The sequence below is a fragment of the Mycobacterium sp. 852002-51057_SCH5723018 genome, assembly GCF_001667035.1.
Lineage (GTDB): Bacteria > Actinomycetota > Actinomycetes > Mycobacteriales > Mycobacteriaceae > Mycobacterium.
In genome coordinates this window covers 1-15201 of the sequence record NZ_LZIR01000092.1, presented here as the reverse complement: position 1 = coordinate 15201, position 15201 = coordinate 1, and the positions used below count along the sequence as shown (strand labels likewise).

Below are 15201 nucleotides of genomic sequence, written 5' to 3'. Positions count from 1 at the left end.
TGGTGCCCGTGAGGGCACCGTGAACAGCCTGTGCGCCTACTGCGGCGTCGGCTGCGGCATGGTGTTGCAGATCACAACCGCTCCGGAAAGCGACCGTGGTCACGTCACGAAAACTGTTGGAGACAAAAGCCATCCGGCCAACTTCGGCCGGCTGTGCACCAAGGGGGCGACCACCGCGGACCTGTTGTCCGCGCCCGGCCGGATGGAGTCGGCATATCTGCGTGCCGATCGTGGCGAGGAGCCCGAGCCGATCGACATGGACGACGCCATCGCCCGGAGTGCGCAGCAATTACGGGCCATCATCGACGAACACGGCCCGGATGCGTTCGCGATGTACGTGTCCGGTCAGATGTCGCTCGAGGCACAGTATCTGGCGAACAAGCTGACCAAGGGGTTCATCGGAACCAACCAGATCGAGGCGAACTCGCGACTGTGCATGGCCAGCGCGGGTTTCGGCTACAAACTCTCCCTGGGTGCCGACGGACCGCCCGGCTCGTACCAGGACTTCGACCGCGCTGACGCGTTCTTCGTGGTCGGCGCCAACATGGCCGACTGTCACCCAATCCTTCATCTGCGCATGATGGATCGCGTCAAGGAGGGCGCCAAGCTCATCGTGGTCGACCCGCGGCGCACCGCGACCGCGGAGAAGGCGGACCTGTTTCTGCAGATCGCCCCCGGCACGGATCTGGCATTGCTCAACGGTTTGCTGCACCTGATCGTCGAGAACGGGCACACCGACGACGAATTCATCGCCGAATTCACCGAAGGATGGGAGGTGATGCCCAGCTTCCTGCAGCAGTTCACCCCCGACAAAGTCAGCGAAATCACCGGCATCCCGGTCGAAGACATCCGCACCGCGGCCCGCTGGATCGGCGAAGCCGCGAACTGGATGAGCTGCTGGACGATGGGGCTCAACCAGAGCACCCACGGCACCTGGAACACCAACGCGATCTGCAACCTGCACCTGGCGACCGGCGCCATCTGCAAGCCCGGCAGCGGTCCCTTCTCACTGACCGGACAGCCCAACGCGATGGGCGGTCGCGAAATGGGTTACATGGGACCGGGTTTGCCGGGTCAGCGCTCGCTGACATCGGCCGCCGACCGCTTGTTCGTGGAGGACCAGTGGGGCATTGCCCACGGGTCGCTGCGCACCGAGGTGGGGACCGGCACCATCGACATGTTCTCCCGCATGGCCGACGGACAGATCAAAGCGTGCTGGATCATCTGCACCAATCCCATTGCCACGGTGGCCAATCGGAAGACCGTGCTGGCCGGCCTGGAAACCGCCGAGCTGGTCATCAGCCAGGACGCATTCTTGGAGACCGAGACCAACGAATACGCCGACGTGCTGCTGCCCGCCGCCCTGTGGACCGAGTCCGAAGGGGTGATGGTCAACTCCGAACGCAACCTGACCCTGTTCCAGCCCGCCGTCGAGGCGCCCGGCCAGGCGCTGCCCGACTGGCAGATCATCGCCCGGATCGCCTGCGCGATGGGCTATTCGGACGAGTTTAGCTACGACTCCGCCGAGGAAGTCTTCGAGGAGATCAAACGGTTCTGGAACCCCGCCACCGGCTACGACCTCCGCGGGGCCAGCTACGACCGGCTGCGCAGGACTCCGCTGCAGTGGCCGTGCCCACCCGAAAGCGGCGACGACCGTCGCCCGATTCGGTACCTGAACGACGGCGTCAGCCAGAGGCGGTTGATCCGCGAGGACGGCAGCGTGCCGCGGTTGGCCTTCCCGACGCCGAGCGGCCGTGCGGTGTTCTTCGCTCGCCCGCACCTGCTGCCCGAGGAAATGCCCGACGACGACTACCCGTTCCTGCTCAACACTGGCCGCGTGCCGCACCAATGGCACACGATGACCAAGACGGGCAAGGTGGCCAAGCTCAACAAGCTCAATCCGGGGCCCTTCGTCGAAATCCACCCCGACGACGCCGCCCGGCTGCAGATCTCCGACGACGATCCGGTGGAGATCGCGTCCCGCCGTGGCCGCGCGGTGCTGCCGGCGGTGGTCACCGACCGGGTGCGCCCCGGTAACTGCTTTGCGCCGTTCCACTGGAACGACGTCTTCGGCGAATACCTGTCGATCAACGCGGTGACCAACGATGCCGTCGATCCGGTCTCGTATCAAGTGGAATTCAAGGCGTGCGCGGTCACCCTGACGAAGGTCGCTGTGCGCAAACCGGATTCGGCGCCCGAGGTGCCGGAGCCCGATCGAGGCCGGGAAGTCGAGGCAACCGACCTCGCGCGCGTCGACGCCTTCGCCCAACTCGTCGGCGTCGCAAACGAGCCGGCGCCCGATTTCGGTCCTCTCGGCCGCTCGTACCTCGCCGGGTTGATAACCGGGCTGCGTTCGGAGGCCGGCCGAGGCACGACCGGCGTGCCCACCGTGCCCCAGAGCGCTCCGTTCGATACCGCCACCCGGCTGTGGGTCGACGGGCTGCTCGCGGGGTTGTTCGCGCGCACCGACGCGGCCCCGCCGGCACCGGCGCCGGCCGTCGAGGGGCCCGCCATCGAGACACCCGAGGTTGGGCGGGCGCCCGAGCGGGCACCGGTCGTGGTGCTGTGGGCGTCGCAGACCGGCAACGCCGAAGAGCTGGCCTCCGACGTCGCCGCGCGGTTGGGCGAGAACGGGTTGCCCGTCGCGCTGCACGCCATGGACGACTTCCCGCTGGCGGAGCTGACGACCACGCGGGAAGTGCTGCTGATCACCAGCACCACCGGGGACGGCGAGCCGCCCGATAACGGCACCGGGCTCTGGCGGGCGCTGACATCCGACGGCGCACCACGTTTCGGCGACACCCGCTACGCCGTTCTGGCGCTGGGTGACTCCAACTACGACGACTTCTGCGGTCACGGACGCAAGCTCGACGAACGCCTCGCCGAGCTGGGGGCGACCCGCATCGTCGACCGCGTCGACTGCGAACCCGACTATGAGGACGCTGCGGCCACATGGTTGAGCGGGGTCATCCAGGCGCTGGTCCGCATGTCCGCGCCGGTTGGCCGTGACGGCGGCGTTCAGGCGCCGGCGGCCCCTTTCGCGGTCGCCACGCCAACTCGGCGGGGCAGCGGGTCCGGAGGGGTCGGGTACACCAAGAAGCATCCCCTGATCACCGGCATGGCCCACAACATCAAGCTGAACGGGCCGAGTTCTACAAAAGACGTGCGGCAATTGGTATTTCAACTGCCCGAAGACACGATCAGCTACGAGGCCGGTGACGCGCTCGGGGTGTGGCCGCGCAACAGCGACCGGCTGGTCGACGAATGGCTGTCCGTCACGGGCCTGGACGGGCAGACCCCGGTCGAGGTCGGCGAGCACGGCCTGATGTCGTTGCGGTCCGCGCTCACCGAGCGAATCGAGATCGCCCACATCAGCCGGGACCTGGTGCGGTTCGTGCAGGAGCGCACCGGCGATCCGACACTCGCCGAGCTGCTGAAGCCGGAAAACAGAGCGGCGCTTAGCGATTGGACGTGGGGCCGGCAGTCCATCGACCTGCTGGCGCAGCTGCCGGTCTCCGCGTCCGCCCACGAGTGGCTGAGGGTCCTCAAACGCCTTCAGCCGCGGCTGTACTCCATCTCGTCGAGCCCCAAGGTGTGCCCGGGGGAAGTTCACTTGACGGTCTCGCCGGTGCGCTACAACTTTCAGGGCGTCCCACGCCGCGGGGTGTGTTCGACCTACCTTGCCGACCGATCGCCCGGCGATCGCGTGGCCGTCTTTCTGCAGTCGTCGAGCAACTTCCGGCCCCCCAGCGATCCGCGCACGCCGATGATCATGGTCGGCCCGGGCACTGGGATCGCGCCCTTCCGGGGGTTCCTGCAGGAGCGCCGCGCGCTTGGGCACACCGGCCCCAACTGGCTCTTCTTCGGTGAGCAGCACGCCGAAACCGACTACTACTACCGCGACGAGCTCGAGCAGATGCGCGACGACGGGTTCCTCACCGAGCTGGACCTGGCGTTCTCCCGCGACCAGCGCGAGAAGGTCTACGTGCAGCACCTGATGCGCAAACGGGGGGCCGAGCTGTGGCGCTGGCTGCAGGACGGCGCGCAGCTGTACGTCTGCGGCAGCGCCAACCCCATGGCCAAGGACGTCGACCGCGCGCTCTCCGATATCGCGGCCGAGCACGGCAGCCTCGACCCGGACGCGGCGAGGGCCTACGTCCAGTCGTTGAGCACCGACAAGCGCTACCACCGCGACGTCTACTAAAACCCCGTCTCGACCCCTGTAATACGACGGAAACGTCGCACACCCGCAGTCGAAACATCCCCGTCGCACCATTCACTCATAAGGTCGCGCGCCTGAAGGAGTGACGTACGAGTGACCCAGGAGTGTGCTGGGCCCGATCGGGTCATGAAGAGGGCATGCCCACTGCAGTGCCGGCGGCGGTATGACGGCGACCGCGCCGCGTCCACGCAGATCGAGTGGGCGGGGCTACGCGTCAACCTGGACCTGGCGTTCTCCCGCGAAAAACGCGACAAGGTCTACGTGCAGCACGTGAAGCGCAAGCAGGGAAGCCAACTGTCCCGATGGTTGCGCGCCCCCGCACAGCTGTGTGTCTGCGAAGTCGCGGCCGACGACGGGATTCTCGAACCGGATACGGCGAAGGACTAGTTCCAGTCGTAACCCGCCCAACGGCGATCCCGCCGCGCGCGAGTGAGCAGTCCAACGCCACATGCGGATGTCCTATAGTGGGGCTATGCAACAGGCCACACAGCCGCGCCTCGTCGTTATGCGCCGCCCCGCCGTGCATTCTTGTTGTCCTTGTTGTTGTTAAGTGCCTGAGCCTTCCGACGCTCAAGACAAGCGCGCCTTCCCGGGACACGGCCAACAATCGAAATCAGCCGGCAGGCCGACGAGCACGGAACCGACCTGAACGCATACCGCCTAAGGAACTTTCATGAGCATCGCCGAGGACGTGACACAGCTAATCGGAAACACGCCGCTGGTCCGGCTGCATCGCGTCACCGAGGGCGCCGTCGCCGACGTGGTCGCCAAGCTGGAATCGTTCAACCCGGCGAACAGCGTGAAGGACCGCATCGGGGTCGCCATGCTGGACGCGGCCGAGCAAGCGGGCCTGATCAAGCCGGACACGATCATCCTCGAGCCGACGAGCGGAAACACCGGCATAGCGCTGGCGATGGTGTGCGCGGCACGCGGCTATCGATGCGTGCTGACCATGCCCGACACCATGAGCATCGAGCGGCGGATGCTGCTGCGCGCCTACGGGGCGGAACTCGTGCTGACCCCCGGCGCGGAGGGCATGCCGGGTGCCATCGCCAAGGCCGAGGAACTGGCCAAGACCGACCAACGGTATTTCGTGCCCCAGCAGTTCGAGAACCCGGCCAACCCGGCGATCCACCGCGCGACTACCGCCGAGGAGGTGTGGCGCGACACCGACGGGAAGGTCGACATCTTCGTGTCCGGCGTGGGCACCGGCGGCACCATCACCGGCGTCGCGCAGGTGATCAAGGAACGCAAGCCGTCGACGCAGTTCATCGCCGTGGAGCCGGCCGGCTCGCCGGTGCTGTCCGGCGGCCAGAAGGGACCCCACCCCATCCAGGGCATCGGCGCCGGGTTCGTCCCGCCGGTGCTCGACATGGACCTGGTCGACGAGGTCATCACCGTCGGCAACGAGGATTCGCTCAACCTGGCCCGGCGCCTGGCGGCGGAAGAGGGCCTGCTGGTGGGCATCTCCTCGGGCGCGGCTGCGGTGGCCGCGCTGCAGGTGGCCCGCCGGCCCGAGAACGCCGGCAAGCTCGTCGTCGTCGTGCTGCCCGACTTTGGCGAGCGGTACCTGAGCACACCGCTTTTTGCCGACGTGGCGGAGTAGCCGTGCTCGCGGCCTTGCGGCAAGACATCCGGGCGGCCAGGGAGCGCGATCCCGCCAAGCCGACCACGCTGCAGGTCGTCTTCGCCTACCCGGGCGTGCACGCCATCTGGGGCCACCGTGTCAGCCATTGGCTGTGGAATCGCGGCGCCAGGCTAGCCGCACGGACGTTGTCCGAGATCACCCGGATTTCCACCGGCGTTGACATCCACCCCGGCGCCGTGCTCGGTCCCGGCCTGTTCATCGACCACGCGACCGGCGTGGTGATCGGCGAGACGGCCGAGGTGGGCGAGGACGTCACCCTGTATCACGGCGTCACTCTCGGCGGCAGCGGCACCGACACCGGAAAGCGCCACCCCACCGTCGGAGACCGGGTGACCATCGGCGCCGGCGCGAAGGTCCTCGGCGCGATCAAGATCGGCGACGACAGCCGGATCGGCGCCAACGCCGTGGTGGTCAAGCCGGTCCCGCCGAGTTCCGTGGTCGTCGGCGTTCCCGGGCAGGTCATCAGCCGCGCTGGACGGGGTAGCCCCGACGACTCGATGATGCCCGACCTGGTGGGTGTCAGCCTGCAGTCGCTGCTCACCAGGGTGGCCAGGCTGGAGGCCTCCAACGACGGTCAGCAGACCGGCCGCGTGATCCGGCCGCCCGAGGCCGGGGTGTGGCACGGCGAGGACTTCTCGATCTGACGTCCGCGGCGGACGGCCTTCAGGCGCTCTTCAAGATGCGTTAACCGCGATCGGCGCTACGGTGGCGTAACGCGCCAAATGACGGAGGTTGTAATGAGCGATCCTTGCACGCCGGGAATACCGGCCGCGTTGGCCGCGCCGAGTCTGAATCGTGGGGTCGGCTTCACCCACGAACAGCGGCGACGGTTGGGGCTGACCGGCCGGCTCCCCTCGGCGGTGCTGACCCTCGATCAACAAGCCGACCGCGTGTGGCACCAATTGCAAAGCCTCGCAACAGATTTAGGCCGTAATCTGCTTCTCGAGCAGCTGCACTACCGCCACGAGCTGCTGTACTTTAAGGTGCTCCAAGACCACCTGACGGAGCTGATGCCGGTCGTGTACACGCCCACCGTCGGGGAGGCCATCCAACGCTTCTCCGACGAATATCGCGGGCAGCGTGGGCTTTTCCTCAGCATCGATGAGCCGGAGGAGATCGGCGACGCCTTTCGAACTTTCGGCTTGCAACCCGACGACGTCGACCTGATCGTGTGCACCGACGCCGAAGCCATTTTGGGTATCGGCGACTGGGGTGTGGGCGGAATCCAAATCGCCGTAGGCAAATTGGCGCTCTACACCGCCGGTGGCGGCATCGATCCCCGCCGTTGCATCGCGGTGTCACTCGATGTCGGTACGGACAACGAGCAGCTGCTGCAGGACCCGTTCTATTTGGGCAATCGCCACGCCCGGCGCCGCGGCGAGGAGTACGACGCGTTCATCAAGCGCTACATCGAGACCGCCCATCAGATGTTTCCGCACGCGATCCTGCATTTCGAGGACTTTGGGCCGCTCAACGCGCGGAAGATCCTGCAGACCTACGGCGACCACTACTGCGTGTTCAACGACGACATCCAGGGCACTGGAGCGGTGGTGGTGGCCGCCGTGTACGGCGGGTGCCACCTCACAGGTGTCCCGCTGCGCGACCAGAAGGCGATCGTCTTCGGGGCCGGGACCGCCGGGATCGGTGTAGCGGATCAGATCCGGGACGCGATGGTCGCCGACGGGGCCGCCCCCGAACAGGCCAGGTCACAGATCTGGCCGATCGACAAGCAGGGCTTGCTCTTCGACGACATGGACGACCTGCGCGATTTCCAGGTGCCCTACGCGAAGAACCGCCGCGAGCTTGGCGTGTCAGCCGGGGATCGGCTGGGATTGGTGGACGCGATCAAGCTGGCGTCACCCACCATCCTGCTGGGCTCCTCGACCGTGTTCGGCGCGTTCAACCAAGAGGTCATCGAGGCGATGACCGTGTCGTGCGAAAGGCCGATGATCTTCCCGCTGTCCAACCCGACCTCGCGCATGGAGGCCATGCCGGCCGACGTGCTGCAGTGGTCCGGCGGCAAGGCGCTGGTCACGACCGGAACCCCTGTCGCCCCTGTCGAATACGACGGCACCACCTACACAATCGGCCAGGCCAACAACGTGCTGGTGTTTCCCGGAATCGGGCTGGGCGTCATCGTTGCGCGAGCACGGCTGGTCACCCAGGGCATGCTGCAAGCGGCGGCGAGAGCCGTTGTGCACCAAGCCAGTCCGACGAATCCGGGAGATTCGCTGTTGCCGGATGTGCAGAACTTGCGCGAGATCTCGGCGGCCGTCGCCGAGGCGGTCTATGGCGCCGCAGTCGAGGATGGCGTGGCCACCAAAACGCACGATGACCCCCGGCAGGCCGTCGTCGACGCCATGTGGCGGCCGGTATACGACTAGGCGCAGCGGCGGGCGCCACAACCGCAGCAGGTGCCCCTGCTTGGCCAGCTCGCGGGAATGCGCGGCCTCGCGAGCGCGGGCGTCCTCGACGGTCTGCGTCGGGGTTCCATCGGGAACGTGCGTGATCATGGTGACCAGGAACTCCATGGCCCCTCCGAAACGCTTGTGGTCGAGGCGAAGTCACGATGCGGTGGGGTGCCCCTGCCATCGACGAGCCGGTCCGGCGTGGGCAGGCACGCTGCGCAAAAGTTCCAGGCAGGGACATTGGACGGTCTTTGCTCCCCCGCCTGGACTCGAACCAGGAACCTATCGGTTAACAGCCGAACGCTCTGCCAATTGAGCTACAGGGGATCAACCCGATCGCGGGACGACTCTAGCGTACCGGCATACCCGAACCCAAGTAGGGACCAGCACCTTCCGCCCAGCTAGGGCCATCAGACGCGCCGCCACCCGGCCGGGTGAGGCAGGATGGAGCCATCGATCGTCGGGAGGAACGCTTTGATCCGGTATGTGGTGGTGCTTGGACTGGGTTACGTGCTGGGCGCGAAGGCCGGGCGGCGCCGATACGAACAGCTCGTCGGCACCTATCGCGCGCTGACCAGCAGTCCGCTGGCCAAGTCGGTGATCGAAGGCGGGCGCCGCAAGATCGCGAACCGGATCTCGCCGGACGCCGGGTTTGTGACCGTGGCGGCGATCGACGACGGGACGGCCGTGATGGATCGTGGCGTGCAGGCCCCGGTCGAGCAACCGGCCGATGCGGCCCTCACAGCGTCAGATCGTCGCCGCTAGCCTGCTCCAGCAGGCTGCGCCGATACGCCTCCATGGCGAGCAGGTCACCGAACAGCGCGTGATAGTCGTCGCCCTGCTCGATGGGCGACATCCGCTGCAGTTTGGACTTGACCTCGGCGATCTGGCGCCCCATCCAGACTTCCTGCAGGCGGGCCAGCACTCCCCGGATGTAGCGCGGCAGCTTCTCGTCGTCGACGGCGACGGCCTCGACCCCTAGCTCGCTGATCAGGCCCGCGGTCAGGGCCGACTTGGTCTGCTGGCGCACCGCCTCGATCCACTCCCCGCCGGTCAGGCCGCTCGAGGTGCCGCCGGCCGCCTCGATGGCCGCGCGGACCGCCCCGTAGCCGGGGTGGGTGAAACTCTCGACGGTCAGCGTGTCGAACACCGGGCCGGTCAGCGCCGGGTATTGCAACGCCGACTTGAGCGCCTCGCGCTGGGGCCAGAGGGTCGGGTCGCGCGGGTCGGGGCGGACGGCGCGCGATTCTGTGGGCCCGGAACGCCTCGCTGCGGGTTGCCGCTCGACCCGGCGAGCGGCCTGCGTTCCCTGGCTGCCCCGCCCCGGGGACTTGGATTTCTTGGCCTCGGTCCGCACCCGGTCGATGACCTGTGCGACGTCGTCCCAACCGACCCAGCCGGCCAGCTGGCGGGCGTACTCGTCGCGCAGCGTCGAGTCCTTGATCTGGCTCACCATGGGCACGCAGCGGCGCAGCGCGCTCACCCTGCCCTCGGCGCTTTCCAGATCGATCTCGGCCAGCGTGGTGCGAATGGCGAACTCGAATAGCGGGGTGCGCCGGGCCACCAGGTCGCGCAGCGCCCCGTCGCCGGCCTTGAGCCGCAGGTCGCAGGGGTCCATGCCGTCCGGGGCGACGGCGACGAACGACTGCCCGGCCAGGTTCTGTTCGCCGTCGAAGGCCTTGATCGCCGCGGCACGGCCGGCGGCGTCGCCGTCGAAGACGTAAATCAGTTCGCCGCGAAAGAAGCTGTCGTCCATCATGAGCCGGCGCAGCATGGCCAGGTGCTCGTCGCCGAACGCGGTGCCGCAGGAGGCGACGGCGGTGGTGACCCCGGCCAGATGCATCGCCATCACGTCGGTGTAGCCCTCGACGACGACGGCCTGGTGTCCCTTGGCGATGTCGCGTTTGGCCAGGTCGATGCCGAACATCACCGACGACTTCTTGTACAGCAGCGTCTCGGGCGTGTTGAGGTACTTGGCCTCCATCGGGTCGTCGTCGAAGAGCCGCCGCGCCCCGAATCCGATCACTTCACCCGCCGCCGAGCGGATCGGCCACAGCAGGCGCCGGTGAAAGCGGTCCATCGGGCCGCGCCGCCCCTCCCGCGACAGGCCGGCGGCTTCCAGTTCTTTGTATTCAAAGCCCTTGCGCTGCAGGTGTTTTGTCAGTGAGTCCCAGCCGGATGGGGCGAATCCGCAGCCGAAACGACGGGCCGCCTCGGCGTCGAAGTTCCGCTCCGTCAGGTATTGGCGGGCCACTGCCGCCTCGTTGGACTCGAGCGCCGCCGCGTAGAACTCGGCCGCGGCCGCGTTGGCCGCGATCAGCCTGCTGCGGCTGCCGCGGTCGCGCTGCACGTTGGTGGCCGCGGCGCCGGTGTAGGTGATCGTGTAGCCGATCCGGTCGGCGAGCAGTTCCACCGCCTCGACGAAGCTGACGTGTTCGATCTTCTGGACGAACGCGTACAGGTCGCCGCCCTCGCCGCAGCCGAAGCAGTGGAAGTGGCCGTGGTTGGGGCGGACGTGGAACGACGGCGACTTCTCGTTGTGGAATGGGCACAGGCCCTTCAGCGAATCGGCGCCGGCGCGCCGCAATTGGACGTAGTCGCCGACGACTTCCTCGATGCGCACCCGTTCTCGGATCGCCGCGACGTCACGATCGGAGATCCGGCCAGCCATCGGCCCAGTCTAAAGTGCCGCCGCCGGCGGCCCCGCCGGCTTGGGCACAGGCGACCCGGTTATCCGGGCCCGATCACGCCACACGCGATCCGGTCGTTCGCGCCGTCGGTGTTCTCGGCGCCGTGAATCATCAACGCGGTCTTGTCACCGGCCAGCAGCTGGTCCCTGGTGAACGCGTCGGACGTGGTCACCAGGTACCCGGAACCGTCCTGGCGCACCTCGAGCGACGTCAGGTCGCCGCTTTCGGGCATCCCGGTATGTCCGGGCGCCTGGAAATGGCCGCCGGCGGACAGGAAGTTGCCCGGCGGTCCTCCGTTGGGGGCCACCGAGTTGGGCTCGCATTTGCCGATCGCGTGGACGTGCATGGAGTGCAGACCGGGCGTGAGGATCCCGGCGGCCACCGTCTTGACGGTGATGGTGGCGTAGCCGTTGGCGAAATCGAAGGTGGCCGTGGCGACTTCCCGGCCGTCAGCCGTTTTCAGTTGCGCCGACAGCGCTCCGGGACCGGGCACCGGGCCGCTCGGCGTCGCCGACGAGCCGGGGGAACCGCTTTGGACCGGGGGCGTGGTGCCCGGCTGGCTGCTCGCGTGCTGGGGCGAGCTGCATGCGCTCACGGCTACGACGGGAAGCGACAGCAACAGGGTGGCAACGCCGGTGAGTTTGGTCATGCCGGGAGCGTAACGCTAACCGTTCGCCTGGCGGACGTCGATCCGCTCCAGCCGGCCCTCGGTGTAGCACGCGATCTGATCGACGATGACCCGCAGCCGGGCGCGGTCGTCGGCCGCGGTGTTGAACGCCGCGGCGAACACGGGATCGAGCGTGCGCGGGGCCCCCGCGTGCAGCCAGACCGCCACCCGGTGGATCCGTTCGCGCTGCCGCGCTTGGGTTTCCAGATGCCGCGGGTCGGACATGATGAACTGCAGCGCCAGGATTTTCAGCAGGGCGACCTCGGCGCGCACCAGGTCGGGAACCTGCAAGTCCGCGCGGTAGCGGACCAGCGGCTCCGAACCGGCGGCCGCACGCGTGGTCGCGATGGCGGCCGAGACGAACCTGCCCACCAATTCACTGGTCAAGCGCTTGAGCGCGACCGACGCCGCCAGGGTGGCGTCGTACTTGCCCACCGCGGCGACCACCGGCAGACCCGACAGCCGGCGCGCGGCCGCCATGAGGTCGTCGGCGCTTACCCGCGGGAACTCGCTTTCGCCCAGTTTGGCCAGCGCGGCCGCCTCGTCGTCGTCGGCGAGCACGCGCAGGTCGATGCGCTGGGAAACGACGCCGTCCTCGACGTCGTGCACCGAATACGCAACGTCGTCGGCCCAGTCCATCACCTGCGCTTCCAGGCACGTCCGGTCCACCGGCGCGCCCTGCCGCACCCACGCCGCCGGCTCGCGGTCCTCCTGGTAGAAGCCGAACTTGCTGATGCCTTTGCTTCTTCCGTTTCCAGGCCCCCCACCACGCGTCCACGGGTATTTGGTGACCGCGTCCAGCGATGCCCGAGTGAGGTTTAGCCCCGCGCTGTTGCCTTGTGCGTCAAGGACTTTGGGTTCCAGGCTGGTCAGGATACGGAAGTTCTGCGCGTTGCCCTCGAAGCCGCCGTGCGCGGCCGCGAACTCATCGAGCGCGCGCTCGCCGTTGTGGCCGTAGGGCGGGTGCCCGATGTCGTGGGCCAGACCGGCCAGCTCCACCAGGTCGAGGTCGCACCCCAACCCGACCGCCATTCCGCGCCCGATCTGCGCCACTTCCAGCGAGTGGGTCAACCGGGTGCGCGGGGTGTCACCCTCGCGGGGCCCGACCACCTGCGTCTTGTCGGCCAGCCGGCGCAGCGCCGCGCTGTGCAACACCCGGGCCCGGTCGCGGGCGAAGTCGGTGCGGTGCTGGCCTTCCGTACCGGGCAGACCCGCAGTCTTCGGCGCTTCGGGTATCCGCCGCTGACGGTCGAAGTCGTCGTAGGGGTCGTGTTGGTTCGTGGTCACTTCTTCATCACCGCAGCACAGTCTGCCAGGGTTCGGCGGAACTGGTCCGAGCTAAATTGACCTATGCGCACTGGCCGCCTGACCGGCGTTCTTCTGACGGTCGTCACCGCGGGACTGCTGCTGGCGCCGGTGGCCGGCGCGCAATCGCCGCTTCGGCTGTCGGATTACCTCACCGACAACGTGAACGCCCTATCGGATTCCGGACGCAGCGCGGTCACGTCGGCCCTCGACAAGCTCTACGTCGACCACCACATTCGGCTGTGGGTGGTCTACGTGGACAACTTCTCCGGGCAGACCGCGGAGGACTGGGCCAAGCGCACGAGAAGCACCAGCGACTTGGGCGACTACGACGCGCTGCTCGCCGTGGCCACCACCGGCCGCGCATACGCGTTCCTGGTGCCGTCGGCGATCAAGAGCATCAACGCGAGTCAGGTCGACGATCTGCGCCGCGACAAGATCGAGCCGGCGCTGCACGACGGTGACTGGAGCGGTGCGGCAATCGCCGCGGCCAACGGGCTTGACACGACACCCCATTCGTCGGCGCGGGTGATACTTCTGGTCGGGTTGGGCGTCGTCTCCGTCGCGATGGCCGCCCTGCTGGTGGTGATGCGCTATCGCCGCGGGCGACGCCGGGCCGCCGCCTTGGCCGCGGCGCGGCGAGTCGATCCCACCGACGCGAACGGGTTGGCCGCCGTGCCGCTGGAGACCCTCGACGACCTGTCCCGCGAAGTGGTGGTGGACGTCGACAACGCGGTGCGCACCAGTTCCAACGAACTCACGCTGGCGATCGACGAGTTCGGCGAGGACCGGACCCAGCCCTTTACCGACGCGGTCACCAAAGCCAAAGCCGCTTTGGCGCAAGCCTTCATCGTCCGCCATCAACTCGACGACAGCGTCCCCGAGACACCGGCGCAGCGGCGCGAGATGCTGACCCGGGCCATCGTGGCGGCGGCGCGCGCCGACCGCGAACTCGAGTCGCAGACCGCGGCGTTCGACAAGCTGCGGGACTTGGCGGTCAACGCCTCCTCGCGGTTGGACGCGCTGACCGAACAGTATGTCGAACTCACCGCCCGCATCGACCCGGCCGAGCTACGGCTGGCCGAGCTGCACAACGAATTCGGCGCCGCGGCGCTGGCGTCGGTGTCCGGCAACATTGTCAGCGCCAAGGAGAGGCTGGCGTTCGCCGACCGCAACATCGGCTCGGCCCGCGATCTGGCGGCCGCCGAGGGCGGAAAGCAGGCCGCGCTCGTGGATGCGGCCCGCGCCGCCGAGTCGGCGCTCGGACAAGCGCGAACCCTGCTGGACGCGATCGACAACGCGGCCCGCGACATCAAGCGCGCCGTCGCCGCACTGCCCCCGCTCATCGGCGACGCCCAGGCGGGCGTCAAACGCGCCGACGAGCAGCTGCGCCGGACGCCGAAATCCGTCCACACCGCCGAGTTGACCGCTGCGCGCGACGCGGCGGCGGAAGCCGTCGATGCCACCCGCGCCGGCGGCTCCGCCGATCCGCTCGGCGCGTTCGCCCGGCTGACCAAGGCCGACGCCGACCTCAACCGGGTCCTGGGTACCGTCGCTCAAGAACTGGCGAACGCCGAGCGGCTCAACCGCTCGTTCGAGCAGGCCCTGTTCACGGCCCAGGCACGGGTACGCGGCGTCTCCGAATACATCGACACCCGCCGGGGCAGCATCGGAGCCGAGGCCCGGACGCGGCTAGCGGAGGCCAAACGCCACCTCGAAGCCGCCCAGGCCAAGCGATCGACCAACCTGGCGGACGCGATTGCCCACGCCAATGCGGCATCGACGCTGGCCGCCCAGGCGCAGGCACTGGCCAACGCCGACGTGCAACAGGCTCAGCGGTTCTATAGCCGCCGCGGCGGCAGTGACGCCAGCGCGATGATCGGTGGCATCATCATCGGCGACCTGCTCAGCGGGGGGATGCGCGGCGGTTTCGGCGGCTGGAGCCCGACGTCGTTCGGCTCGTCGGGCTGGTCCGGAGGCTCATCCGACGACGGCTTGATGGGCGGTGGCGGTCGATTCTGAGGCCTAGACACAACCATCCCCCGGGCTAAAAGCCCGGGGGATGGTTGTCCGTACTTTTTGGTTAGGGGCGCGCCGGATGGATGCCGGCGCGCCGCCGCTAACCGATCGTGCTACGCCCAGCTGGAGCCGACGGCGCTGTCGGTGCTGGCCATGTTGCTGCCAGCGCTTTGCACCTTCTGGCCGTGGGAGTTGGCCTGCTCGTAGATCACCTGGAAGTTACGACCCAACTGGGTGATGAA

Annotated in this window: 10 protein-coding genes, 1 tRNA gene and 4 pseudogenes; 9 read left to right on the top strand and 6 right to left on the bottom strand. The window is 68.0% G+C overall.

Going from position 1 to position 15201, the window contains the following annotated elements; genetic code table 11:
- Nucleotides 1–58: 58 nt before the first annotated feature.
- From A5764_RS30135 to A5764_RS19375, 7 genes and pseudogenes are all read left to right on the top strand, one after another.
- Nucleotides 59–121, top strand: a pseudogene (locus A5764_RS30135) (hypothetical protein); the annotation flags it as partial.
- An 81-nt stretch (nucleotides 122–202) separates the two neighbouring features.
- Nucleotides 203–1423, top strand: a pseudogene (locus A5764_RS30130) (molybdopterin-dependent oxidoreductase); the annotation flags it as partial.
- A gap of 66 nt (nucleotides 1424–1489) precedes the next feature.
- Nucleotides 1490–4204: a molybdopterin dinucleotide binding domain-containing protein gene (locus A5764_RS30125; RefSeq protein ID WP_369807343.1), complete on the top strand. Its 2715-nt coding sequence runs from the start codon at nucleotides 1490–1492 to the stop codon at nucleotides 4202–4204.
- 144 nt (nucleotides 4205–4348) lie between these two features.
- Nucleotides 4349–4609 (top strand): hypothetical protein, encoded by a 261-nt coding sequence (locus A5764_RS19390; RefSeq protein WP_067115686.1) that lies wholly within the window; start codon nucleotides 4349–4351, stop codon nucleotides 4607–4609.
- Nucleotides 4610–4895: 286 nt separating this feature from the next.
- Entirely contained in the window at nucleotides 4896–5828 is a 933-nt protein-coding gene (gene cysK, locus A5764_RS19385) for a cysteine synthase A (protein ID WP_067115684.1), read from the top strand.
- Between the two features lie 2 nt (nucleotides 5829–5830).
- A complete protein-coding gene (gene cysE, locus A5764_RS19380) occupies nucleotides 5831–6514 on the top strand; it encodes a serine O-acetyltransferase (protein ID WP_067115681.1) in 684 nt (227 codons plus the stop codon).
- Between the two features lie 93 nt (nucleotides 6515–6607).
- A complete protein-coding gene (locus A5764_RS19375) occupies nucleotides 6608–8254 on the top strand; it encodes an NAD-dependent malic enzyme (RefSeq protein ID WP_067115678.1) in 1647 nt (548 codons plus the stop codon).
- On the opposite strand, the pseudogene A5764_RS27710 reads toward A5764_RS19375, so the two are convergent.
- Nucleotides 8255–8401, bottom strand: a pseudogene (locus A5764_RS27710) (muconolactone Delta-isomerase family protein); the annotation flags it as partial.
- Between the two features lie 131 nt (nucleotides 8402–8532).
- Nucleotides 8533–8605 (bottom strand) — tRNA-Asn (locus A5764_RS19370).
- A 147-nt stretch (nucleotides 8606–8752) separates the two neighbouring features.
- On the opposite strand from A5764_RS19370, the gene A5764_RS19365 reads away from it, so the two are divergent.
- Nucleotides 8753–9043, top strand: a complete 291-nt coding sequence (locus A5764_RS19365) for a hypothetical protein (protein WP_067115675.1) — start codon at nucleotides 8753–8755, stop codon at nucleotides 9041–9043.
- Here A5764_RS19365 and dnaG read toward each other — a convergent pair.
- From dnaG to A5764_RS19350, 3 genes are read right to left on the bottom strand one after another with little or no spacing between them, the layout of a single operon-like run.
- Nucleotides 9018–10949 (bottom strand): DNA primase, encoded by a 1932-nt coding sequence (gene dnaG, locus A5764_RS19360; protein WP_067115672.1) that lies wholly within the window; start codon nucleotides 10947–10949, stop codon nucleotides 9018–9020. The two genes, A5764_RS19365 and dnaG, sit on opposite strands and share 26 nt — an antisense overlap.
- A 59-nt stretch (nucleotides 10950–11008) precedes the next feature.
- Entirely contained in the window at nucleotides 11009–11617 is a 609-nt protein-coding gene (locus A5764_RS19355; RefSeq protein WP_082951804.1) for a superoxide dismutase family protein, read from the bottom strand.
- 15 nt (nucleotides 11618–11632) lie between these two features.
- Nucleotides 11633–12922 carry a deoxyguanosinetriphosphate triphosphohydrolase gene (locus A5764_RS19350; protein ID WP_067115670.1) on the bottom strand — a complete coding sequence of 430 codons (1290 nt, stop codon included), beginning with the start codon at nucleotides 12920–12922 and terminating at the stop codon, nucleotides 11633–11635.
- A 63-nt stretch (nucleotides 12923–12985) separates the two neighbouring features.
- On the opposite strand from A5764_RS19350, the gene A5764_RS19345 reads away from it, so the two are divergent.
- Entirely contained in the window at nucleotides 12986–14962 is a 1977-nt protein-coding gene (locus tag A5764_RS19345) for a TPM domain-containing protein (RefSeq protein WP_067115667.1), read from the top strand.
- A 110-nt stretch (nucleotides 14963–15072) separates the two neighbouring features.
- Here the strand turns inward: A5764_RS19345 and A5764_RS19340 are convergent.
- Nucleotides 15073–15201 (bottom strand): annotated as a pseudogene (locus A5764_RS19340) (type VII secretion protein EsxI); the annotation flags it as partial.